Origin of the sequence: Arthrospiribacter ruber, from assembly GCF_019343195.1 — a bacterium.
Lineage (GTDB): Bacteria > Bacteroidota > Bacteroidia > Cytophagales > Cyclobacteriaceae > Arthrospiribacter > Arthrospiribacter ruber.
On the sequence record NZ_RPHB01000011.1, the window covers coordinates 17,620 to 42,195 of the forward strand.

The following is a 24,576-nucleotide window of genomic DNA, read 5'->3' on the forward strand; positions in this document are numbered from 1 at the left end:
GTAAGTTAGTTTGATCCAAGTTAATCATCTTTCAGTTCAGACTTATTCTGAATTAATTGCCGCCAATAACTAGGGAATACATACGTTCTATAGTGACGGCTTGCGAGTAATCCGATTGACCAAACTCCTGTCCTAAAAAATGCGAAGCCTTGCTCTGGGCAGTTGTTAAGATATTCAGAAAAAACTATGCGTTTAAAGTCCTCAAAGCTCTCTGGTAATTTAATTCCAGTTAGGCAGTAGCCTGAATCAGGTAAAGCACATTGGGTCAAGAAAAAACTTTCTGTATCAGATTCAGGAAACCAAAGTGTGAGTTCAACACCGGCAAACTCTTTTTCTATGACAAACCGGATCGTATTGTAGAGTTTCGAGTTGTCGAGAATGACAGTCCATTCTGCCAAGCATGTAAGCATGGATGAGGATTTATAGTCATATTTTGCTCTTTTGGAATAATTCACTTCGAGTTCGATCAGTTCTTCATGATTGTTGCTGTACAGTGGAGCTATGTTCATCAGTCGCTTTCCGTCCAATATACCTTTGATCAATCCAACTAATAGTGCTTCTATAACCTCTATTCTATCAGACTTATGTAATAATAGGAAGATAAGATTTATTTCGATGATTTGATCATCGAGTCTTGGGTTATAGGCGATTTTGTTATTGTTAAAAATTTCGATGACTCCAGTAATACATTGAGACACTCTTACTGATAAAAGTCGGGCTAATTGTTCGTTTTTTTCTTTGAAAATTTCATAAAGAAGGAATGATTCTAATCCTATTAGCGCAAGAATGCCTAAATGTTCATAGACGATCAAGTTATAGGTAACAGGATCAATACTGTGTCGGTAAAAACCATCTTTAATTTGGCTCACCGGAATGATTTTTGACAAATAATATTCGTTGATTTCAAGTTTAAATGTCAATAGATCGATGAAAAGTAGTGACTGTTCATCTTTAAAGGGTATCTTTTTGTCAGTTAAATATTTCCATACTCTCAAAATTGTAATTTCTGAAGCTTTTATCGCCAATCTACTGTCATTTTCCTTTTTACAATATGAAAAAATAATTCCAAGTACTAGTTTGATTTTTTTTAAGTTTTTTGTCCGAGTTTTTTTTGTCTTCTGATATTTAATTTTGTCTATCAACGAGTCTATCAATCTTACGTAGTCAGACAAGTCATATTCAGGGTTGTAAATATTAATAATTGTTTTTCTTAATAACACTCGAGCTTCATCTGAAAACAATCTTTCACTTATAAGCGAAGAAAAAACCATATTTACGATTGTTTCCAGTTGCCAAATTTCAAATTCGAAATTTGGATATTCCTTTGTAAAGCCGGCCCAGTTTTGTTGAATGGCCGGATCGTTGATTCCGTTATGAGCAATAATTATCTTGACTGGTAAACTTGAATGTGCTTTAGGAATGTTGTTTTTGACGAAAACCGATACAATTTCTCTCAGGGATGGTTCTAGTGATTGTTCTGTTCCATGCCAGTTTTTCCTATCCAGATTTCCTTGCTTTACGGTGATTAAAAATACCTTCTTCTTGTTGTCTTCAGGGTCCTTCCCTACTGCATATATATCCACACCGTATTGTCGCACTCCTTTTTTAGGAGGAAATGTCACTTCAAATCCTTTTTCTCTTAATAGCTCCTCTATGAGTGAGTCGAGCTCCTTTTCTTCCTTCAAAGAAGCAATATAATCAGTCAATATTAACTTCATCTTTCCTAAGTAGTTGCATTTCTCTTCTTATAGACTCTTGGTAAACGGGGCTGAGGATTTCTCCGGATGGAAACTCCATTTCGTAGGAGATTTTTCCCATATTTGAAATTTCGTGTTTAAAATCTCCGGGCCTTCTAAAAGCACAGCGATGAGCATTTACCTGAGTTTCTTTAATAAAATTTAAAAGACCATTTTTCTCTTTTGGCAAACTGTCAAATTGCTTTTGTTCATAAAATCTTCTTAATTGAACAATCCTAGAGTTTGGTTGGATTTCCCTCAATCTGTCTATTTGGTCTAAACTCTTAAAATAAGCTTCATATTCTTTGAGTGTTGACCGGAAGATTGATTTAGCAAATTTATTTAGAGACTTATTTTTAAGTTCTTCTTTTATGATTTTTAAGGTGCTTCTATAGTTATATACGAGGTAATCTGAAAGTAGAAAAGTAAAATTATGAGTTAAATGATCTTCTTTCGTTTGTATCGACTTTATCAAAGACAGCAATGAATGTTGTAATGGTTTTTGACTATAAATGTAGCCTACCATTTTTCCTCCAATGTAGATCAATTCCGCTTTGCTGTAGTTTTGAAATACATCTTTCGGCATCTGAAATATTTGCTCACTGATTGATAATGCAGAGATTTGAAGGATAGCCTTGTGGATAAGGGGGTTGTCTGAGTTAAGCCAAGAGATAAAATAAGTTCTAAATAGGCTGGGATCTTTTTCTGCGACATTTCTAAATGCGTCTTTTAAAAAGTGACTTCCTCCTAGATTACTAATTCTTGAATGTAATAGCTCATATGCAAAATTGGTATCCTTTTCAATTACGCCCGAAAGTAGTGTTTGTTGCCATCCCGTTAGATCTTTTTCTCCTACTTTAATTATAGACATTACTGTATTTTTGTACCAACACATATCTACTATTTCCTCGTTGTGGAATAGTAGATCAACTGCAGCTAGATAAATGTTAATGTCGTTCGAATTTAAAACTGATGTGACATATTCAAGTACATCTCTTGATAAATATCTGAACCTTGAGCAGAGGCGTATAAATCCTTCTGCCTTAAGTGAGCCAGAATTTCTTTTTTCAGTTATATAGGTGAAATAGTCATTTCGTTCAGTGTTTTCCTGCCTTAAAGTTGAGCCAATGGCATGTAAGATTTCATAGGTTGAATTGTCAGATACATTTTCAGCAAATAGTTCTATGTAATATTGTAGATTTTTCTCCTGCCTTGCTCGTAGCCCTTGCATTATGGCAGGTAGAAATTGTTTAGAATACTGGTTCGTCAGTATATTTGGAATTTCATCTTCAAAGTTCTTTGTATCTTCTGTGCTATAGGTTGCCCATTCTTTGATCGATTTTCCAATTGATTGTAGAGCCATATCTCTTTCATTGTTTTTCACAATTTCGCCAATCCATGGGCCTAATTCCACTATTGGTAATTCTGAAAAAGGTAAAAGATTTGATAGGAAAAAGATTGAAGTCCAGTCGCGAGAGTCAGAGTTATCTGAAAGTTTTCTCCAAGACATACCTCCCGTCCTTATCAAGTATGAGGAAATTGAGAATCCCAACTCTTCTCTAATCAGCGCATTAGCGGTACTCATGCTGTCAACTTTCAGTAGATTATCAATCTGTTGTTTTGACTGAAGTTTAATGATAGATTCTTTTAGTACTATATGGATGTACAGGTACAAAAAGATGTCTAGGTCGGTTTCTTGATCACCCGGTTCAGAAAGGAGGTTCTTTAGTTCCTCTTTGCCACATACCCAATAGTATAGATCATTACTTTGAACTTTGCTTTTTGGCTTTATAGATTTAAAAGATTGGGATAGAATATCTGCTAGCTCACTAGTGTAATGTAGTAGGCTGATCGTATCAATTAAGTTAAAAATCCGTTGATAGTCAACATTCCTTAACATTTCCTATTTGATTTGTGAGGGATGCCCCAAGTTCTGAATAATCATCTAGTATTCAATTATTTGCTATTACTTTGCCAAGTTAAAGCTCTCAATATAAGGAAGAAACTCCTTTGATAACTTAAAAGACAGGAAAGGTTCAACAATTACTTTTTTCATCCATATAAAACTAATAATCACCCCCCTATCAACCGCTCCAACCTCGCCATCATCTCATCCTTTTCCTTCAGCATCCGCTCATACAAAGCAATCTTCTCCTCATGAAGCTGAATTAGCTTTTCAATAGGATCAATATTAAAAATAGCACCTGAATTACCAATAAAGGCTTCTTTATTGAAAGTGTTAGATATTACATTCACCGCCTGTTCCTCATCAAAATTCTGAATGGCCTCCACCGGAATCCGGAGTATTTGAGAAACTTGCTTCAAAATATCTTCCTCGATCAATTCACGCTGCTCGAGCAAGGATATTTTCTTTTGGGACCAGTCTTCACCGAGTTCATGGGCCAGCACTTCCTGCTTGATGCCAAGCATTTCACGGAACCTTTTAATATTTCGGCCTTGATGGATTTTTTGCTGCATGGGTTTTTTAAAAATTGATGTGATATTAAACTATACACAATTTAATGAAAATCTTTTGATCTACCAGTGAAAGTTAAGGCTAACAATACCTTTTTAAAGCCCCGAATAATTTATCCTCCTGCAGAATACCATATCCCCTACCCATTGCTGAATTTGCAGCAGCTTTGAAGACCAGAGTTGTAGTTTTCTTTCTTGTTGAAAATCAACTGCCTTAAAAATTAAACAGAAATTGAAACGGATGGAATTAATAGAGATTATAGATCAAAAAGCTATGGTTGACCCATTTGGTGAGTTAACACGACAATTTTCTGACGTGATGAACTTACAATCTTGGAGAAAAGAGCTTAGAAAACTGGAAGTTGGAATCCATTGCGAAAAGAAATCTTGGATGGGTAAAAAGGAAAAAAAACATCACAAGGTAATGAGAGAATTTGAGAAAATGATAGCTGTGGCTTCTCTCTTAAGTTTATCAATGGAGGATTTTTTTAAAGTTAAAAAATTAAAGATCAAAGACATCTTGCTTCGAGATCCAATAGAAAAGACATTTCAATGGGTTGATTTTCCCCAACACCTCAGTGAAGAAGAAATGAAAAATCCAATAGAAGCACTTTATCAATGCTTCTATGCTTATGACTTTGGTGATTTTATTCAAATACTAAGACAATGGTCTACGATTTCTTTATCTCAATATTCAGTCGAAAATTTCAATTCAACTGATTTTATTCCTGATTTTAAAGAAGATTTTACATTTAAATCTATCTACAAAATTTTGGAATGTTGCCACCTTTTGATGGTCCGCAATGCCCAAGTATCTGCAAAAGATAAGAAAAGATGGATCAGGTCAATTGCTAAAACCAAAGTTGAAGATGCAATAAGCTTTATTGGTTATTTCTTCTATTTCGAAGATCTATCTTTTTGGAGGGCTTTCATTGAGACTTTAAAAGTAGGATACTATGACAAAAAACCAGTTTGGCATGGGCCTAACCCCCAAATGTTTTTATTCAGTGTCCAACAATTTAAAGATCTAATTACGCATTGGGAATCGCTTCATTTATATTATCAGGAATACAGTTTTGATTTCCCATCAAAACTCGAATTGAATGATTTTTGTCCTCCCGAAATAGAAGATCTAAATGCTTATCTCAGTCAGTATCCTAAGCTTTTGCCCTTGAATTTGTCTGAAGATGAACTACTGAACCCCATCAAAACAATTAATGATCTTTTTGAAATTCGAAGGAAAGAAGGTTGGATAAAATTTATTGGTGACTGTGCGATGGATTGTTTGGGTCACTTTAATGCCGCCGAGACACTATACTCAAATAAAGTACATGAAGACTTAATGGCTCTATTAAAGGCTATTGAGGGAAGTCATTTAATTCAGGTCAGAGAATCTAAAGACAAACTTTGAAAAGATGAAAAAGGAAAATATAATTATTGAACTGATTTTTCAAGACTTGAGATATTTTCAAGTATTGCAAACAACAGGAAGAACCACCTATTTAGATTTCAGTAGATATGGTATGCTTAAGCTAATTCTTGAAGTTTGGGAAAAAGACCAAGAACTAGACGTCTACGATGTTGCAAAAACATACATGGAGTTTATACGATCTGTCAAATATGAACCATTTGCATATTTTGGTGAGCATCTAAAACCAATTGCCTTGAAATGTTATGAAGCGCTTGAGAAGAGAATCAAATTTCTAAATGACAACCCTGAATTCAAGTATTGTTCTGAAGTAGGGTTTACTAGACATTTCAAATGAAAACTTTTCCACAACTCCCAATTTCATTTGCTTCTCCTGACCTTAAGGAATCTGGCCGGCAAAAACTATGGCAGCTGTTCAAGTCCTGGACTTTGGATAAAGAGAGAGACCAATCAGCAAACTCGGAAAAGGAAATGTTACTTTTCTATGAGGACTTATTGGCACTCTTGGATCAGGTATTTGATCCCGTTCCAGAGCCACATGATAAGCCCGAAAATGAAGCGTTTTCGAATCCTCCAAGCCCCTATTTTGAACAATTGATTGCCGCACTCAAAATTCTGGTAGACCCTGAAATGATATTCCTCTTTGAAATTCCTCTTGAAGACCATTCAGAAATCAAGTGCCGCAAAGAAGTCTATATGGTCATCAAACACCAAGAACCATCCAAAATGGAAGCCATACAGGGTTTGTTGACTTTTTTGCTTTGCAACAACCTAGAAGTTTGCATCCACCCCATTACGATCGGATTCTTGAACAAAGAACTGAAGGATGGTAATATTTTCTTCCTAAGCCACATCACTCAAACCAACCTGATATTCAAAAAGGCTGATGCCATTGCACTCCGGGAATTCAGCATGCAATACTACCCCCAGGTGCTAAGTCATGCTAAAACAGTAATTGAAAATGGGTGGGCCACGGCAGACCTGTTCCTGAAGCATGCTGAAATGGAAAACAAGGATGGTAATCAGGGTTTGTCCCTATTTTTTATACACCAGTCCATTGAACTCAGGTTACGGGCTTTGGAATTGGCTTGGGAAAGGCACGAAAAGAAAACCCATGAGATCAGAATCGTGATCCGGTCTTGTCTGAAATTTATTCCAGACCTAGCAAAAGTCTTCCCACAAAATTCCGAAGAAGAATGCAGGCTGCTCAAACTCCTTGAAGATGCCTATTGCAAGGCAAGGTACAAATCCTGCTTTCCTGTTTATCAGGAAGAGGCAAATGAGCTTTTGCAGAGAGCAGTTCAAATAAAAAGTCTTTGTGTAGCCCATTATCAGATGTATTTTGAGAGGTTTTTAATTGAGTCCTGAACTGTGGGAGTTCACAGGTGATATTTTTCAATCAGATTAATTTTGATGCCCAAGAGTCCTGTTGTTCGGTTGATGTTCCGGCTAAGCTCGAATCTTGTTTTTTCATCAAAGCATTCAGGAAATCCAGCTGTTATTTTGTAAGGTGTACAGGATCAATCTATTATGGGGTCTTGAAGTTTTTAGCGTGTTGATATTTGAGCAACCCCTTTCTTATTTTGTCAATTAATCACCAAAGCAATCATTATTTTAAAAATTCTGTAATAATAAAATTCTATACCGAACCTATTTTTTAGTTTTTCGTGTCTTTAGGTACAACCAAACCATGACGTCCTATGAAAAGCTACCTTTTTATCCCCGCTATGTTTTTGATTGCTTTGATGCTCAGTTCCTGCTACACGCCAAAGTCAGTAGTCAATAATTCTGAGCTCAGACAAAAAGGTGATGTGATGAATTTTATATTGCTTTACGTGGACAGTTCAGATGAAATTTTTGAATGGAATGAAGAATATTACAATCGACTCCTAAAAGGAAAATTCAACAACCTGGAAAGAAGTCAATTCAGACAGGTCTTTCACGATAAGTTCAGACGCAAATTCAATCCAACTTTTGTCCACAATTACGCTGATTATTTTTCGACCCACAAGGAATACAGTTTTGAAGAGTTCAACCAGCAATTGAGCAAGCAAAATATCGATCATATACTTCTTGTATCCCAAAAATCCAGTAAATCCGAAGTAATGCCATTGGTAGTAGGAGACTGGGTGTTGCCTGCCACCTCAAACCGCAACCACTATCAGGTATATTTGCTCGAAAGAGACAATCCCAATCCCATTTGGATATCTTATGGGTATGGCCTGTTGGAAGGGGGATGGTATATGAGACCTAAAAAAATTTCCAAATACCTCGCCAAAACAATCCGCAGAGCAATGGAACAAGATGAGCTATTGTTTGCCGGCAACCGTACCGGCAGGGCTTCAACCCAGACTGCTTCTAACAAATAATTCAGACACTCTAAACTAAAAAAATATGAAAAACCTGGCGCCGATCCTATTGATGACAATCATCCTCAGTGCTTGTACCAATTTCAACAGAGCAGTGAGTACTAAAGTGAATACCATACCTGATTCTCCTGTCGAGGGTTTTTTGGTATTGTTTGTTCAAAGCGATACTGAGATCCTTCAGTTGGATGAGGAGTTTTACAATAAAAGTATCAGAGGTAAATTCAATAACCTCGAACACCAGCGTTTTAGGGATTTTTTGGCATCGGAATCCTGGCGTGCCTTCAATCCAGTGATGGCCTATGATTCGAAAAATTTTTTCGAGAAACACAAAGATTATAGCTATGAGGAATTTAGGTCTGTCCTGAACCAAGCTGACTTTGATCATTTACTTATCGTATCCATGCGAAATGATCAGGACAGAGGAGAGCTTTCCATACAAAACTTCCAGGTGTATTTGTTTGACAAGGAGATCAGTCAACCATTGTGGACCGGTTTCGGCTATTACAATCAAGGGAATATTGTTCGCAGGCCTGCTGCCCAAAGGCTGAGCAATAGAATCAAAAGAGACCTAAAGGCAGATGGCATGTTGATGTAGTGAAAAAAATAAATATAGTAATCAATAGAGTTTTCAAATAGTAATTTATAACTTTTGCTATATTAGGTAGTGAAAAAGAAATTATGATATTTGATTTTACTGTTTTTCAAAGGAGGAATAAAGTATTTTTAATCCTCCTCCTGTTTTTTGCTACCGGTTTTCATCATACCCATGCCCAAAATGATTTCAAAGAGATCCGGTTTGAGGCTGCTCCTGGAGATAAAAGTGCCACATACTACCTTACAGGGACAATTCGGGATGCAGAAAATGCTGAGCCCATAGCGGGTGTTTCCGTGCACATTGATGGTTTTTTTACGGGGATCAATACAGATGAAAGGGGACAATATATCGCCCGTCTAGATTCCGGCAAACACAGGATTGTTTTCAGAAGGTTTGGAAGAGCTGCCTCATACTATATAGTGGAATTATACGGAAATGGTATCCTTGATGTCTCCCTCTCCGGCTTGGACTTCAGCTTGGATGTATTTACAGTATTGGCAGAACAAAGAGATCGAAATGTGAAAAGTGCCATCACAGGCCTTACCAGAATGAATATCGAGGAAATCAAATTGGTGCCAATGATGATGGGGGAACCGGATGTGTTCAACGTGCTTCAGGCCATGCCAGGAGTGACCTCAGTGGGTGAAGGTTCTCCTGGCCTGAATATCCGTGGTGGACAGGCAGACCAAAACCTGATCATGATGAATGAGGCCATTGTCCTGAGCAACAACCATGCTTTGGGATTTTTGAGTGCATTCAATGGGGACGTGCTTCAGAATTTCTCCTTATATAAAGGAGTCATCCCAAGTTATTATGGAGGGCGAAGTGCTGCTGCCATCAACTTGGAAATGAGAAAAGGTGACTTTGATTCCTGGAAATCGGGATTCTCTTTGGGTACAGCTACCAGCAAAGTGATCCTGGAAGGACCTCTCAATCCTGAAAAAACGAGTATGATTGCCGGAGTGCGCCGTTCCAATGCCAAGTGGTTGCTTGATTCCGTAGATGAACCCGATGTTCGGAACAGCGACATCAGGTTTCATGACATCTATTTGGGCTTAAGCCACAGGTTTTCTGAAAAACACACCTTGGATTTCAGTCTTTTGAATACCGGAGATTTCTTTCAATTTTCCGATCAGTTTGGTTTCGAATGGAACAATTTCGTCACTTCCCTTACCTCTAAAAACCTCCTTTCGGACAATTTTTCCCTAGTAAGTTTGCTGGCTTATGGATCCTTCAACAACGGGTTTTTCGAACCGACGGAGGTAGATGCCTTTAGGGTGGACAATGGACTATATTATCTTCAGGGAAAAATATCGGGATTGTGGACCAGAGAGAACTTTGATTTTACTTTTGGGGCAGAGGCAGTTCAGTACCAAATGAGGCCCGAAAGCCTATCTCCTATGGGGGAACAATCCGGTATCATGAATGAAAAAGTCCACAAACAGCAGGGATTGGAGTTTGCCCCTTTCATTTCAGGTGAATGGACCCCTCATGAAAATTTTGCGCTGACTGCCGGTGTGCGTTATTCGCAGTACCTGCAGTTAGGGCCGGATACCGTGTTTACTTATCAGGAAGGATTGCCTGTAAGTTCACTTACCACGACAGGGCAGCAGGTTTTTGGACAGGAAACTATAGTGCAGTATGGCGGGTTTGAACCGAGGATTTCATTTCGTTTGAGTCTGGATGAAGCCAATTCTATTAAGGGAGGCTATGCTTCGCTCTATCAGTACCTTCAGACCATTTCCAATGCCACAGGTCCTACACCTATAGATCTCTGGCAGTTGAGTACCTCTTACATTCTTCCACAGCGTTCGCATAATTTTTCTTTGGGGTATTTCAGAAATTTTGGAGAAGACGAATGGTCTACTTCTTTGGAGGGTTTCTATAGGCTCACAGAAAACCAGCTGGAATACCGGGACTTTGCCGATCTTTTTTTGAACAGGGGTCTGGAAACAGAACTCATCCAAGGACAGGGAAGGGCCTATGGGGCAGAACTGATGGTGCAAAGAAATAGGGGTGCAGTGACAGGCTGGCTGGCTTATACTTACAGCAGGTCTCAGATCAGGACAGTTTCGGAGTTTCAGGAAATTCAGGTGAATAGGGGAGACTGGTTTCCAACGAATTTTGACCGACCCCATATTGTATCTCTGGTTGCCAACCTGCACTTGGGCAGAAATAAGTCCCTTAACCTGCTCATGAATTATTCTACCGGAAGGCCGGTAACAGCTCCCACGACCAACTATGTTGTCGGGGGTATATTTATTCCCGATTTCGGGGATAGAAACCAATATAGGATTCCCGATTACTTTAGAGTGGACTTCAGCTATCTTACCAATGGTTTTGTAAGGACTTGGGACGACAGGTTTAACTTTTCCATTTATAACCTCCTAGGAAGGAGGAATGCCTACTCGGTGTTTTTCCAAAGGGAAGGAATGTCGAGAAGACTGAGGCCTTACCAGGTTTCCATTTTGGGTGCCATTTTTCCATCCATTACCTATTCTATCAATTTTAGCCAATGAAAAAGATATTCTACAATATAAAGATGGTGTTGGGCTTGGCTGTTTTGCTGGCGGTGCCCGGATCATGTGTGGATCCTTTGGATTTCATCGCAGACACAAATGAGGGTCAACTGGTGGTGTACGGCTTGCTAACGGATGAGCTGGGAGTTCACCGGGTAGATGTGGGGAGAACAGATTTGTTTGGTCTTTTGCCGAGAGGGGTAACTGATGCTACGGTAGTTTTATTGGAAGAAAACGGAAATTCCCATCTGTACGGGCACACAGAAGAGGGAAGGTATGAATTGTATGACTTTCAGGCTGAACAAGGTGTGAAGTATGCTATACAGGTTACATCGGGAGATCAGGTTTATCGATCGGAGTTTCAGGAATTGCCCAAACAGAGTGCTGAACAATCAGTGGATTATTCTTTTTTTACAGAAAGTGAAGGGTTGAGGACCAGACCTTTTCTTTCTGTGGATGCCACCGTGACCTTGCCGGAGTCCGAAGAGGATGTGTACCTCCGATGGGTGTTGGAAGAGACTTTTCTTTGGGTGCGTTTATGGACAGGAGGCCCGTTTACCCCTCCGCCGCCCAATTGTTTTATTTATGATGATATAGATCCAAGTACCTTGCCTTTATTGACTTCTGCTGGCACGGGATCCCGAAATTTCAGTCTGAATTTGGGGAGGAGGTTGGTGGATGATTCATTTTTGTATCCGTTTTTTGTCACAGTGCGGCAGTTGAGTGTGAGCAGAGAGACGTTTGAGTATTGGGATAGGGTAAAATTGGTATTGAACAATCAGGGCTCCTTGTTTGATATCCCTCCGGCACCTGTACAGGGCAATATCCGGAATCTTGCGGATGCTGATGATAGGGTATTGGGGTATTTTGAAGTAGCCAAGGTTTCCATTTCAAGGGTTTTTACCACATCAGCTGATGTTCCTTTTTTTATACCTAATCCCTGCGAAAGTTCGGGGAATCCTCCTGCTTTATGTTTCGAATGTGAAGCAAAGGCGATGGATAGGAGGTGGACTACCGTCGCACCGGAATGGTGGAATTTCAATTGAGGGTTGAAGGGTTCACGCAGAGGAGGCAAAGGAGCCAAGGATCGCAGAGGACACAATTTCCATCGCACTTTGGCCGGTGGTCAGAGCACGGTATCTTACGCGCTCGGACTTTAGTCGAAATTTTAAGGAAGCAAAGAATTTAGAGGAATATTGTTCATTGCGCCTTTGGCTTGAATAGGATTGGAATTTGAAACTCCTATACTAACAGTCCGAAGGCGAAACCTTCGGACAACTGGGCGGAACCTTAGGGCAAAGGTTTTTAACCTTTTTTAAAAAATTCTCCAAATCTTTGAATTTCGCCTGTTTTCAAAGATTTTGCTTTTTGTTAACATTCTGAAAAAATCTGCTCTCAATTTTCACATTTTTAATAAAATCGAAAAATTTTAACTATTCGAAAAGTTCAAACGTTTTCGGTTATTATTTAAGCAACAAAAACTAATTTTTGTTACCGATTACTAAAAAATACCATAATTCTGTTAACTCAGGCCTTGGCAAAAGGGCCTTAGGGGCTTTGTTAAATATTGCAAAATTAAATTTAAACAATCATTTTAGATTTGAAATTAACTATTAAACCATTTCGTTTTTTTCAAAACAACAAACCCTATGAGAAATTATTTACAAAAAATGAAGGCATTGATGCTGATCACCGTACTGATGATATGCAGTATGGCAGTAGCCAATGCACAAGGCAGGGAGGTAACAGGTACAGTCCTGGATGCATCCTTCGGTGACCCGCTACCAGGAGTAACCGTCCTGGTCAAAGGCACTACAAGAGGTACTACCACCGATCTTGACGGTAGGTATACCATCAGCGTACAGCCAGGAGATGAAGTTCTGGTATTTTCTTTTGTTGGATTTTCTCCAAGAGAAGTAATGATAGGCAATCAGTCTACCATCAATGTAGACTTGGATGAAGACGTACAAAGCCTTCAGGAGGCTGTGGTAATAGGGTATGGTACCCAGGACAAGAAGGAAATCACCTCAGCAGTGGCATCTGTGAGCTCAGAGCAGTTCAACAGAGGTAACTTCCCAAGCCCTACTCAATTGCTTCAAGGTAAAGTAGCAGGTCTTTCTGTAACCAGGCCAGGTGGTAATCCCAACCAGCAACCTACTGTAAGACTAAGAGGTATTTCTTCTTTTGGTGCTGCTCAATCTCCACTTATTGTATTGGATGGGGTAATCGGTGCATCTATAGATGCTGTCGATCCCAATGACATCGAAACGTTTGATGTATTGAAAGATGCTTCTGCTGCTGCGATTTACGGTACCAGAGGTGCTGCCGGTGTGATCTTGATCACTACCAAAAAAGGTGCTAAGAAGAAAGGTATTACCAGTGTGACCATCAATACTTTTGGGACTGCAGAAGCTCCAACTAACCTGATTCCGGTACTTTCTCCAGAGGAATTTGTGGCCAGAGGGGGTACCAATTATGGTTCACAGACCAACTGGAGAGATGAGGTATTGCAGACAGCTTACAACGGTACAGTGAATGCTTCCGTTACCGGTGGTTTTGAAAACACCTCTTTCCTTGCTTCTGTCAATTACCGTAATAATGATGGTATAGTACAGAATACCAATAGAGAAACTTTGAATACCAGGTTCAATATGGATCATGGTGCATTGAACAATAGGTTGAGATTGAACATGAGCCTGGCTTATTCTGCAACAGATGCTACTAATGTAAATGCTGAAGCGGTAAGGTATGCAACCATTTACAATCCCACAGCACCTGTATTCGAGGATACTGAAGGAGCTAGGAGGGATTTCGGAGGCTTTTTCCAAAGACCTTTGTTTGATTTTTACAATCCAGTTGCTTTGATCAATCAACAACGTTTCACCAATGAACAAAGGGCAGCGATCTACTCTTTCAGAGCAGAGTTTGACCTGAGTGATAAGTGGACCATTGCATCCCAGTTTTCACAGGACAGGTTTACAGATTTGGCTACTCAGTTTTATTCTAGGCAGGATTTTGAAACTGGCTTTGGTAGAAATGGTCAGGCAGGCCAAAACATGTTTGATAGAACGACTTCCATTTGGAACGGTACCATCCGTTTCGAAGATGAGATTGCAGATAGGTTGAACTTTGCATTTATTGCAGGAGCTGAAACCCAGGTTTTTGAAGAAAGAGGAATGGATGCTTCCACCACAAGGTTTTTGTTTGATCAAGGTCCTAACAACCTTGGTGCAGGTGGATTGAGATTGGGCCCAGGTACTGCAATGGGATCTTTTGCTACAAGAGCTATTTTGAACTCCTTGTTTGGTAGGGCCAACTTCAACTTTGCCAATACCTATTTCCTTTCTGCTTCGGTAAGAGCGGAGACCTATTCAGGATTCGGTAGAGAGAATCAGACAGGTATTTTCCCAGCTGTCAGTGCCGGTGCTGACCTGACCCAAGTATTTGACATGGGTATATTCAATCAGTTCAAACCAAGGGCTTCCTTTGGTGTGGTAGGTCAGTTGCCTCCTTCACCTACTTTGGCCTTGGGTATCTATGGAAACGGGAACAGAATTCCATTGGATCCAACAGATCCTAACTCTGTTTTCGTAGGTATCAATCAGCTTGCCAATCCTAACCCTCAGTTGAGATGGGAGACTACAAGAGAATTTACTGTAGGATTGGACTTTGGTTTACTTCAGGGCAAAATCACCGGTCAGGTCGATTATTATCAGAGAACCATTTCTGATTTGATTTTCAATACACAAGTTCCGGTGGGGGCTCCTAATGAATTCCTTCCCGGAAACTTCTATACTGCCCCCAGTATCTGGGCTAACATAGGTGATTTGACCTCCGGTGGTCTGGAATTTATTGCCAGTGTCAACAATTTGAACTTAGGTCCTGTATTGTGGACACCGTCCTTCAACTTTACGATTTATCAGAGAACAAGGATTGAAAACATCGGCGTAGGTTCTATTCAGCTTCCTGAAATCCGTCAAGGTGTTCCTGGATCTCCTGGACAAAATGACAATCCTATTGTTTGGAACAGAGAGGGTGAAAGAATTGGGGACTTTTATGGTCCAAGGTTGTTGGGCTTGACAGATGGAGGAGAGTATATCTTATCCGGAGAAAGTCCTGCTGAATTTGAAAGGTTAGGTAATGGTTTGCCTGTAGCAGATTTTGGTTTCTCCAACACCTTTATTTATGGCAACTGGGACTTGAACTTCCTTGCAAGAGGTAGCTGGGGTCACTTGATTTACAATTCCTTCAGAGGTTTCTATGAAAATGCAGATGGGGCTTCAAATACCTGGAATTCTGTGGTTACCCGAAACACTCCTACCTCTCCTTTAGTTACCTCTACACCAACCTTCTCTGATCTATATTTGGAAAGAGGAGATTTCATCAGGCTGGACAACCTTCAGTTGGGATACAATTTCCCTACTAATTCTGATGCGATCAGCAATTTGAGGTTCTATGGAGGTGTGCAAAACCTAATTACATTTACCCAGTTTTCCGGTGTAGATCCTGAGGTAAGATGGGAAGATTCAGGAGATGTCTTGAATCCTAATCCACTCGCTCCCGGTATTGAAAGAAGAAACACTTATTTCTTGCCAAGAATCTGGACATTGGGATTAACCCTTACATTTAAATAACATAAACTCAAAATTAAATATGTTACGATCAATTAAAACAGTATTAATGGGAGGCCTGGTGGCAGTAACCATGGGGTCTTGTTGGGAATTGGAGCAGGAGGTACTCTCGGGTATCACGCAGGAGGAGTTGGAAGCTAACGTTACTCCCGAACTGATCGAAGTATTAAAGCAGTCTGCTTATGGTGCAGTAGTAGCCAGTGGTCAGGGTGGATTTGGTTCACATGGTGGCTATTATTCGGTACAGGAAGTGTCTTCCGATCAAATGGCAATTCCTCAAAAAGGAGCTGACTGGGAAGATGGAGGTATCTGGCTGAGGACACATAGACATACCTGGATTTCTTTTGACGGGCCTTTGAATGGTGCCTGGCAGTATGGATTCAGAATAGTGGCAGAGTCAAACCTGCTTTTACAACAATACCCTGACTTGGATGATCTGGTATCTGAATTGAGGGTGTTAAGAGCCTTTGGTTATTTGTTGCTGATAGATAATTTTGGCAATGTGCCGATTATCCGCGAAACTGACAGAGGCGGTAGCCCTCCTCAAAATACCAGGCAGGAAGTGTTTGAATTTATTGAGGAGTCTATACTTGAAAATGTAGAATCATTGACAAGAGAAAATACAAGGACTAACCTGAACTATTGGACAGCCCACATGATGTTGGCCAAGTTATACTTGAATGCTGAGGTATATACAGGTACTGCAAGATGGGCCGATGCCGAAAGGATCCTGGATGTAATCATCAATGAAGGTCCATACAGCTTGGCGCCGAACTTCTTCTCTAATTTTGCCACCAACAATAATAATTCTCCTGAAAACATGTTCACTGTACCTTACGATGCCAACAATGCAGAAGGATTCAATATTCATCAAATGAGTTTCCATTATTCAAATCAGTTGACCTTTGAACTGCAGGAACAACCTTGGAATGGATATGCGGCATTGGAAGAGTTTTATAACAGCTATGAAGACGACGATGTTAGAAAGGCATCTTTGAGAGAAGGACCTCAATTTGCCGCTGATGGTGTGACACCATTGGTGGATGATGCCTTTGACGGAGATCCTGATGGACCTGAGATCAACTTTACTCCTCAGATCAACCAATTGGCTCCAAATGCCTTCCGTCAGGCAGGAACTAGGGTAGGTAAATTTGAAATTGCAATGGGTGCTGGTCCGGATCTCAACAATGATTTCCCGATTTACAGATATGCAGACGTCTTGTTGATGAAGGCTGAAGCAGCTTGGAGACAAGGAAACAATGGAGTAGCCCTACAGTATGTCAATATGGTTAGAGAAAGAGCCAATGTGCCTCAACTTTCTTCCTTAGATGCCAATGTATTGTTGGCAGAAAGAGGCAGGGAATTGTTTGCTGAAGGTCACAGAAGGTCTGATCTGATCAGATTCGGAAGATTCAATGATGCATGGTGGGAAAAAGCAGCCTCTCCATCATTCAGAAATCTTTTCCCAATTCCTGAAAACCAACTTCAGGCTAATCCTAATTTGTCTCAAAACCCTGGTTATTAATCAGGTTTTCAAATAATTAACTTCAAAGAAGTGCACCTAGGTGCACTTCTTTTTGATTTATAGAAGGCTAAAACCTATTTTAGCCCAAACACACACCCAAAAAAACTTGAGATTACCCATTGCCATATTGAGCCTGATTTTTGGTATCCTTTTTTCCTGTTCTGATCCCTCAGGGAAGGAAAAGATACTTTTTGAGCTGATGCCAAAAAGTCATACCGGAATAAACTTCAGCAACGAGCTCAATTATACGGAGCATTTTAACCCTTACACTTTTAGAAATTTCTACAATGGTGCGGGAGTAGCCTTGGGAGATATCAACAATGACGGGCTGATTGATATTTTTTTGGCAGGAAATCAGACAGAAAATAAACTCTACCTCAACAAAGGGAATTTTGTATTTGAAGACATAACAGAAAAAGCCGGGTTGGCAGTTCCTGGAATCTGGTCCACAGGCGTTTCTATGGCAGATGTCAATGGAGATGGACTTTTGGATATTTACATTTGTAAATCCGGGCCATTGGGAGGAGAAGAGAGACACAACTCACTTTATATCAATAATGGAGACCTGACATTCACTGAAATGGCTCAGGAATATGGTATTGCAGATGAAGGGCTTTCCCAGCATGCTGTATTTTTTGATTTTGACAAAGACGGCGACCTGGACATGTATCTGCTCAACAATTCCGCAAGATCAGTAGGTCTCAATGACCTGCGTACAGGACAAAGAGATATCCGTGACCCTTTTGGAGGCAATAAGCTTTACCGCAATGATGGGGATGGTTTTGCGGATATCAGTGAAGAAGCAGGCATTTATGGATCTGCCATAGGTTATGGTCTGGGAGTGACGGTAGCTGACGTGAACAAAGATGGCTGGCCGGATTTATATGTTTCCAATGATTTTTTTGAAAAAGACTACCTGTATATCAACAATCAGGACGGGACTTTTAGAGAGGCTTTGGAAGAGATGATGACTGAGATCAGCATGGGCTCCATGGGAGCGGACATTGCTGACCTGGACAATGATGGCTGGATGGATATTTTCGTGACGGAAATGCTACCGGCAAGTTTGGAACGTGTCAAGACCAAGACCCCGTTTGAAGAATGGGATAAATATCAGGCCAATGTGGATGCAGGCTATTTTCACCAGTTTACACGAAACACCTTGCAGCGCAATATGGGTTTCAAGCCTGCGAGCACTGATGTGCACTTTTCGGAAATTTCACGCTTTTCCGGAGTACATGCCACAGATTGGTCTTGGGGGGCATTGATTTTTGACATGGACAATGACGGCTTTAGGGACATTTTCGTAGCCAATGGCATTGTCAAAGACCTGACGGATTTTGATTATGTGGATTATTACGCTCACAATCAAGCTCAGATTGCCCAAAATAGAAAGGACTCTACTTTGATCATCAGTATGATCAATAATTTTCCTTCCGAACCGCAAAGGAATTTCTTTTTCAAAAACAAGGGGGCATTTGTATTTGAAGATGTGGCAGCTGCTATCGGAATGGATCAGCTGACCTTTTCTACCGGTGCGGCTTATGCCGACCTGGACAATGACGGAGATCTTGACCTGGTGGTAAATAACCTCGAGGGAGAGCTGTTTATTTTCAAAAACAACAGCAATGAATTGAACAACAACCATTTTTTGCAATTGGATTTAGGGAATCATTTTGGTGCTCAGGTCACTGTCTTTGCAGGGGAAAAGCTCTGGTATGCCGAGCATAATCCGGTCAAAGGTTACATGTCTTCAGTTGACCCACGCCTGCATTTTGGCCTTGGAAAAGTGGAGCAAATTGATTCTGTTCGGATTGTTTGGCCTGACGGGCAGCAACAGGTCATGGAAAGGATGGCTGTAGATACATTATTGAAAGTTTTGCCACAGCCCAACAGAGACCCGTTCGATTATCGCATGCCTGTCCAAGAGGAACGTTTAATGGAAATAGAAGGTGTGTTTCCATGGAAGCATAAAGAAAGTGCATTTATTGATTTTGACAGAGACAGGCTTCGTTTTTATATGATATCCAACGAGGGCCCAAGGCCGGCGATAGCTGATGTCAATGGAGATGGGCTGGATGATGTTTTTATGCCAGGAGCCAAGGGTCAGGCTTCAGCGCTTTTATTGCAACAGGCCGATGGGAAATTCAGAATTCATCAAAAATTTGATACACACAGCCTATCCGAGGATGTTGTGGCCCATTTTTTTGATGCCAATGGGAATGGACTTGTGGATTTGTATGTAGGCAGTGGCAGCCTTGAATTTAGCATCAAAAGCCCTCACTATCAGGACAGGATTTATTTCAATGATGGAAAGGGGAATTTTACCTTGTCCGAAAACTCCCTGCCACAGGATTTTGAAAGTACCGCTTTTGTGAAATCTTTTGACTACGATAGAGACGGGTACTTGGATCTGTTGATTGGGGTACGCACCTTCCCCTTTGCCTATGGTATGCCGGGCAGTCTCAAGCTGCTCCTCAATCAGGGAGATGGGAGCTTTGAAAAATTACAGTTGGAAGAATTTGAAAACTTGGGAATGCTAACAGATTTGGCTGTAGCAGACCTTGATGGAGATGGTGACGAGGAGATTTTGGTGACAGGCGAATGGATGCCAATTAAAGTTTTCAAGAGAACAGGTGAATCCTTTAAAGAGGTAGCAGAAGACTTGGGATTGAATGCAGGAGCAGGACTATGGAATAGAATTTCCGTGCATCAAGACAATGAGCAGTTACAATTGTTGGTGGGCAATATGGGTACAAATACCCGTTTAAAAGCAACGGAGGATGAGCCTTTACGCATGTATGTCAATGATTTCGACCGAAATGGAAGTATTGAACAAATAATCACCATATATGAAAACGGAGAGTCTTATCCTCTTGCACTGAAGTCCAGTCTACTCAAACAGCTTCCAGGGCTTAGGAAGCAGCTGTTGAGCTATGACATTTACAAAGACAAAAAGATAGAGGATCTTTTCTCCAAGGATATCATCGAAAGCAGTTTGGTTTTGGAAGTGAAGACTTTAGAATCAGTGCTTTTCAGAAGGGATGAAAATGGTACCTTTGTTCGGATCGATCTTCCGGCTGAATTGCAATATGCGCCTGTTTATGCGGCCTTCAATTTAAAGAAACTGACTGGGCAAAACAGTTGGCTGCTAGGAGGTAATCTTAGTAAAATTAAACCCGAACTGGGAACTCAGATGGGAAGCTATGGTTGGTTGTTGGAGGAAAGGGAAAGTAATAAATGGGAAGTGCTGCCTGCCAGCAAGTCGGGAATATTTGTCACCGGAGAAATAAGGGATATTCAACAAGTGAAAACCCGGGATGGCCACCTCCTTTTGGTGAGCCGAAACAATGATTACCCTAAACTGTATAAGAATAGATGAAGTATACGAGTATGAAGAAAAGTTTTGGATGTTTGATGCTGCTGTTGGCTATAGCTTTCGGCTGCCAACCAAAAACTGAATTTGATAAAGTCAAGGAAAGAGAGCTGGCATCCGGAAAGGTGGTAGAAGATTTATTTTTGGATTTGAAGTTTGGTATGGGGAGAAAGGAATTTTTTGGACATTGTTGGGAGCTGAACAAGCAAGGTGTGCTGACCAATGGTGCACATTATTTACAGGTCCTATACCGACCTGAGGTACCTTCAGGAAAGGAAGTCCACATGCATTTTTATCCTCAGTTTGAAGACGATCAGATTTACTTCATGCCTATAGAATTCAATTATCCGGCTTGGTTTCCCGGTAATGAAGATTATGAAGTGGAGAAGTTGATGGAAGATGTGGTGGGTTTATTGGAATCCTGGTATGGTGAGGGCTTCTTTGAAGTGACCAATAGCAATAAAACTGCAAGGGCCATCGTGAAAGTAGATGGCAACAGGCTGATCAGGGTGTTTAAGAAGAACATCACAAATGTAAGAGTGGAAATACTGGACCTTAGGGTGAAAGACCTAGGGGATATGATAAAAATGAAGGAAGATGCTTAAAAGGATGAGATCGCTATTTTTGCTATTGACGCTACTTATCTTCTTTGCCTGTCAGCAGGAAACAGAAGAAGAAAGAGATAGCCTTTTCCAAAAAATCCCATCTTCACATTCCGGTGTAGACTTTAGAAATGACCTGGAGTTTGATGAAAAATTCAATATTTTCACCTACCGTAATTTCTACAATGGTGGAGGCGTGGCTTTAGGGGATGTCAACAATGATGGTTTGCTCGATATTTATCTGACTTCCAATATGGGAGAAAACAAACTGTACATCAATGAGGGGGATTTTAAATTCAGAGATGTTACAGCAGAAGCAGGAGTGGCAGGTACCCGTGCCTGGAGCACAGGGGTAGCTATGGCGGATGTGAACGGGGATGGTTTGCTGGATATTTATGTCTGTAATTCCGGGGATGTCAAGGGAGATAATAAGCAAAACGAACTTTTCATCAATAATGGAGACGGAACCTTCACCGAAATGGCCGAAGCCTATGGGTTGGCGGATCAGGGATATTCTACCCATGCCGTATTTTTTGATTTTGACAATGATGGCGACTTAGATGTCTATTTGCTCAACAACAGTTATCAGGCCATTGGTAGCTTCAACAAGATGCAAAACGAAAGACCTCGAAGAGATCCTGTCGGGGGTGATAAATTGTTCAGGAATGACGGTGGAGTGTTTACAGATGTGTCTGAGGAAGCCGGAATATATGGCTCTGTTATAGGATTCGGGTTGGGTATTACCATAGGTGATGTCAATCGTGATGGATGGATGGATATCTTTATTTCAAATGATTTCTTTGAAAGGGATTACCTTTATATCAACAATCAGGATGGGACTTTTACCGAATCGCTCACCGATTATATGCGCTCTACTTCGGCGGCCTCAATGGGGGCTGATATTGCGGACATCAACAATGATGGGTATCTGGATATTTTTGTGACAGAAATGCTTCCCGAACCACCTGAAAGACTAAAGCAGATCACCACTTTTGAATCTTGGGACAAGTTCCAGTTTAACGTAGAGCACGGATATCATTACCAATATACCCGCAACATGCTCCATGTCAACAATGGAGACGGGACCTTCAGTGACTTGGGCCGTATGGCCAATGTGGAGGCGACTGATTGGTCATGGGCCGCTCTGATGTTTGATATGGACAATGATGGCCTCAAAGACATCTTTGTTGCTAACGGCATTTATCAGGACCTTACAGACTTGGATTACCTTAATTTCATAGACAATGCGGAAACCAAAAGGGCGATCATTTCACAGGAAGGGGTTGACTATCGAAAGCTGATTGACCCCATGCCTGTCAACCCCATTCCCAATTATGCCTATAAGAATAAAGGAGACCTTGTTTTTGAAAATGTAGTGCAGGAGTGGGGATTGGGAGACCCCATACATTCCAACGGTTCAGCTTATGGAGATCTCAACAATGATGGGACTTTGGACCTGGTTGTCAATAATGTGAACAATGAAGTTCTGATTTTCAAAAACAGGAGTTTGGAGTTTTTTCCCGAAAATAACTTCCTCAAAATATCACTGGAAGGAAAGGCTGACAATACTGCAGCCGTAGGTACACAGGTGAAAGTAATTTTGGATAATGGAACCCTCTATCAGGAACAAATGCCGAACAGGGGATTCCAATCTTCTGTAGATCCAAGACTGAATTTTGGATTGGGAAAAGCTGATAGGATCAAAGAGGTTCAAGTAAGATGGCCTGATGGTAAGCTTACCCTTTTGGAAGATATAGAAGTCAATCAAAGCCTTCACTTGAAATGGGAAGAAGGAGTAGATGCTCCTGAAGGTTTCAGGTTTTTTGAAGAACCTAAAGGCAAGATCTTCAAAAAAGAGAATGCAGAAGAAATCCTTGATTTCAGGCATAAGGAAAATCAAGCCGTCGACTTTGATAGAGACAGGTTGACTTATCACATGCTTTCAACGGAAGGACCTAAAGCCGTGTGGGGGGATGTGACAGGCAATGGACTTCAGGACGTTTACCTGGGTGGAGCAAAGGGTTTTCCAGGCCAGTTGTTCCTGCAGGTTGCTGAGGGACAGTTTAAGGCATCCTCTCAGGAAGTGTTCAGAGAAGATCGTATTTCTGAAGATACCCATGGAGTATTCTTTGATGCCAATGGAAACGGACATCTGGACTTATTTGTGACTTCGGGAGGTAATGAATCAGCCTTTGGAGCCTTGGATCTTTCTGATCGGCTGTACCTGAATGATGGAAAAGGAATCTTTACCAAGTCCTTGGATTCTGGTCTGGAAAATTTCAAAAACAGCAGTAAAGTAGTCCGGGTATTGGATGTCAATGGTGATGGACATTTGGACTTATTTGTGGGCAGTAGGGTAATCCCTTTCCTTTACGGGGTCAATGCCAGCAGCATGATATTGGTCAATGATGGGACAGGGAAGTTTAAAGACGGAACAGAAGAGTTTGCCCCTGACCTTAAAGAAATAGGGATGGTAACAGACGCCGTTTTGGTGGACCATGATGGTGATGGTCTTGAAGACCTTGTTCTGGTAGGGGAGTGGATGGCACCGACAATCCTGAAAAATACGGGCGGTAAATTTGAGAAGATGGACTTGCCCGATCTTGAAAATTTTAAAGGCTGGTACCAGAGTATTGCCGTAGGTGACTTCGATGGGGACGGAAGACCTGATTTTGTGCTGGGCAACCATGGGCTGAATAGCCGTTTCAAACCCACTTCCGAAAGCCCTATCCGCATGTTTGTCAATGATTTTGACCAGAATGGAAGTGTGGAGCATCTCTTTGTCCAAAAGGAGGGGGGAAGACATGTTCCGTTTACACTGAAGCATCAATTGGAAATGCAGGTTCCCTCCATCAAGAAGCGTTTTCTCAAATACAGTACCTACAATAACAAATACCTTGAAGACATCTTCACCCCACAGGAGCTTAAAAATGCCGTCATGCAGGAATTGAATTTCCGTGAATCGGCCATCATGCTCAATAAAGGAGGGGGTGATTTTGAGGTCAAAGCCTTACCGAGAATGGCCCAGAGGTCCTGGATGTACAGCATTTTGGTTTTGGATATTAACGGGGATGGAGCAGATGATCTGATTCTTGCAGGGAACCTAGAAGGAGCCAAACCGGAAGTAGGTCAATATGACGGAAGTTATGGAGAACTGCTTTTAGGGAATGGTGATGGGACATTTGAGTATGTGCCAAACAGAGAACACGGACTTCAGCTACATGGGGATATTCGGGATTTGCATTTGGTTAGGAAAAAGGATCAGACACTATTGATGGTGGTCAAGAATAATGATGCTGTTGAATTTTGGTCTTTCTGA

Annotated in this window: 15 protein-coding genes; 12 read left to right on the plus strand and 3 right to left on the minus strand. The window is 40.9% G+C overall.

Annotated features, from left to right (window positions below):
- Positions 1-20: 20 nt before the first annotated feature.
- The 3 genes from EGN73_RS19770 to EGN73_RS19780 all read right to left on the minus strand — a co-directional run bounded on the left by EGN73_RS19770 (position 21) and on the right by EGN73_RS19780 (position 4,214).
- Positions 21-1,718, minus strand: a complete 1,698-nt coding sequence (locus EGN73_RS19770) for a hypothetical protein (protein WP_219293579.1) — start codon at positions 1,716-1,718, stop codon at positions 21-23.
- Positions 1,699-3,636, minus strand: coding sequence for a hypothetical protein (locus EGN73_RS19775; protein ID WP_219293581.1), 1,938 nt, complete (start codon positions 3,634-3,636; stop codon positions 1,699-1,701). The genes EGN73_RS19770 and EGN73_RS19775 overlap by 20 nt, the downstream gene beginning before the upstream one ends.
- Positions 3,637-3,809: 173 nt before the next feature.
- Complete coding sequence (locus EGN73_RS19780; RefSeq protein ID WP_219293582.1) at positions 3,810-4,214, minus strand: helix-turn-helix domain-containing protein; 405 nt, start codon at positions 4,212-4,214, stop codon at positions 3,810-3,812.
- 238 nt (positions 4,215-4,452) lie between these two features.
- Between EGN73_RS19780 and EGN73_RS19785 the strand changes: the two genes are divergently transcribed.
- From EGN73_RS19785 to EGN73_RS19840, 12 genes are all read left to right on the plus strand, one after another.
- Positions 4,453-5,622, plus strand: a complete 1,170-nt coding sequence (locus tag EGN73_RS19785) for a hypothetical protein (RefSeq protein ID WP_219293584.1) — start codon at positions 4,453-4,455, stop codon at positions 5,620-5,622.
- A 4-nt stretch (positions 5,623-5,626) separates the two neighbouring features.
- Positions 5,627-5,977 (plus strand): hypothetical protein, encoded by a 351-nt coding sequence (locus EGN73_RS19790; RefSeq protein ID WP_219293587.1) that lies wholly within the window; start codon positions 5,627-5,629, stop codon positions 5,975-5,977.
- Positions 5,974-7,008, plus strand: coding sequence for a HEPN domain-containing protein (locus EGN73_RS19795; protein WP_219293589.1), 1,035 nt, complete (start codon positions 5,974-5,976; stop codon positions 7,006-7,008). Before EGN73_RS19790 ends, EGN73_RS19795 begins: the two co-directional genes overlap by 4 nt.
- 332 nt (positions 7,009-7,340) lie before the next feature.
- Entirely contained in the window at positions 7,341-8,009 is a 669-nt protein-coding gene (locus tag EGN73_RS19800) for a hypothetical protein (RefSeq protein WP_219293591.1), read from the plus strand.
- 25 nt (positions 8,010-8,034) lie between these two features.
- Positions 8,035-8,604, plus strand: coding sequence for a hypothetical protein (locus EGN73_RS19805; protein ID WP_219293593.1), 570 nt, complete (start codon positions 8,035-8,037; stop codon positions 8,602-8,604).
- 83 nt (positions 8,605-8,687) lie between these two features.
- Positions 8,688-11,123 carry a TonB-dependent receptor gene (locus EGN73_RS19810; protein WP_219293595.1) on the plus strand — a complete coding sequence of 812 codons (2,436 nt, stop codon included), beginning with the start codon at positions 8,688-8,690 and terminating at the stop codon, positions 11,121-11,123.
- Positions 11,120-12,169, plus strand: a complete 1,050-nt coding sequence (locus tag EGN73_RS19815) for a DUF4249 domain-containing protein (protein ID WP_219293597.1) — start codon at positions 11,120-11,122, stop codon at positions 12,167-12,169. The genes EGN73_RS19810 and EGN73_RS19815 overlap by 4 nt, the downstream gene beginning before the upstream one ends.
- Before the next feature lie 603 nt (positions 12,170-12,772).
- Positions 12,773-15,757 (plus strand): SusC/RagA family TonB-linked outer membrane protein, encoded by a 2,985-nt coding sequence (locus tag EGN73_RS19820; RefSeq protein ID WP_219293598.1) that lies wholly within the window; start codon positions 12,773-12,775, stop codon positions 15,755-15,757.
- A 19-nt stretch (positions 15,758-15,776) separates the two neighbouring features.
- Entirely contained in the window at positions 15,777-17,279 is a 1,503-nt protein-coding gene (locus EGN73_RS19825; RefSeq protein ID WP_219293599.1) for a RagB/SusD family nutrient uptake outer membrane protein, read from the plus strand.
- A 106-nt stretch (positions 17,280-17,385) separates the two neighbouring features.
- A complete protein-coding gene (locus EGN73_RS19830; RefSeq protein WP_246611678.1) occupies positions 17,386-20,661 on the plus strand; it encodes a VCBS repeat-containing protein in 3,276 nt (1,091 codons plus the stop codon).
- Positions 20,658-21,260 carry a hypothetical protein gene (locus EGN73_RS19835; protein WP_246611679.1) on the plus strand — a complete coding sequence of 201 codons (603 nt, stop codon included), beginning with the start codon at positions 20,658-20,660 and terminating at the stop codon, positions 21,258-21,260. Before EGN73_RS19830 ends, EGN73_RS19835 begins: the two co-directional genes overlap by 4 nt.
- Complete coding sequence (locus EGN73_RS19840; RefSeq protein WP_246611680.1) at positions 21,253-24,576, plus strand: VCBS repeat-containing protein; 3,324 nt, start codon at positions 21,253-21,255, stop codon at positions 24,574-24,576. Before EGN73_RS19835 ends, EGN73_RS19840 begins: the two co-directional genes overlap by 8 nt.

Coding starts and splice junctions, on each gene's coding strand:
- EGN73_RS19775 (WP_219293581.1), bottom strand. CDS start 3,636: ATGTTAAGGAATGTTGACTATCAACGGATTTTTAACTTAATTGATACG.
- EGN73_RS19840 (WP_246611680.1), top strand. CDS start 21,253: ATGCTTAAAAGGATGAGATCGCTATTTTTGCTATTGACGCTACTTATC.
- EGN73_RS19770 (WP_219293579.1), bottom strand. CDS start 1,718: ATGAAGTTAATATTGACTGATTATATTGCTTCTTTGAAGGAAGAAAAG.
- EGN73_RS19825 (WP_219293599.1), top strand. CDS start 15,777: ATGTTACGATCAATTAAAACAGTATTAATGGGAGGCCTGGTGGCAGTA.
- EGN73_RS19785 (WP_219293584.1), top strand. CDS start 4,453: ATGGAATTAATAGAGATTATAGATCAAAAAGCTATGGTTGACCCATTT.
- EGN73_RS19835 (WP_246611679.1), top strand. CDS start 20,658: ATGAAGTATACGAGTATGAAGAAAAGTTTTGGATGTTTGATGCTGCTG.
- EGN73_RS19780 (WP_219293582.1), bottom strand. CDS start 4,214: ATGCAGCAAAAAATCCATCAAGGCCGAAATATTAAAAGGTTCCGTGAA.
- EGN73_RS19810 (WP_219293595.1), top strand. CDS start 8,688: ATGATATTTGATTTTACTGTTTTTCAAAGGAGGAATAAAGTATTTTTA.
- EGN73_RS19805 (WP_219293593.1), top strand. CDS start 8,035: ATGAAAAACCTGGCGCCGATCCTATTGATGACAATCATCCTCAGTGCT.
- EGN73_RS19790 (WP_219293587.1), top strand. CDS start 5,627: ATGAAAAAGGAAAATATAATTATTGAACTGATTTTTCAAGACTTGAGA.
- EGN73_RS19795 (WP_219293589.1), top strand. CDS start 5,974: ATGAAAACTTTTCCACAACTCCCAATTTCATTTGCTTCTCCTGACCTT.
- EGN73_RS19815 (WP_219293597.1), top strand. CDS start 11,120: ATGAAAAAGATATTCTACAATATAAAGATGGTGTTGGGCTTGGCTGTT.
- EGN73_RS19800 (WP_219293591.1), top strand. CDS start 7,341: ATGAAAAGCTACCTTTTTATCCCCGCTATGTTTTTGATTGCTTTGATG.
- EGN73_RS19820 (WP_219293598.1), top strand. CDS start 12,773: ATGAGAAATTATTTACAAAAAATGAAGGCATTGATGCTGATCACCGTA.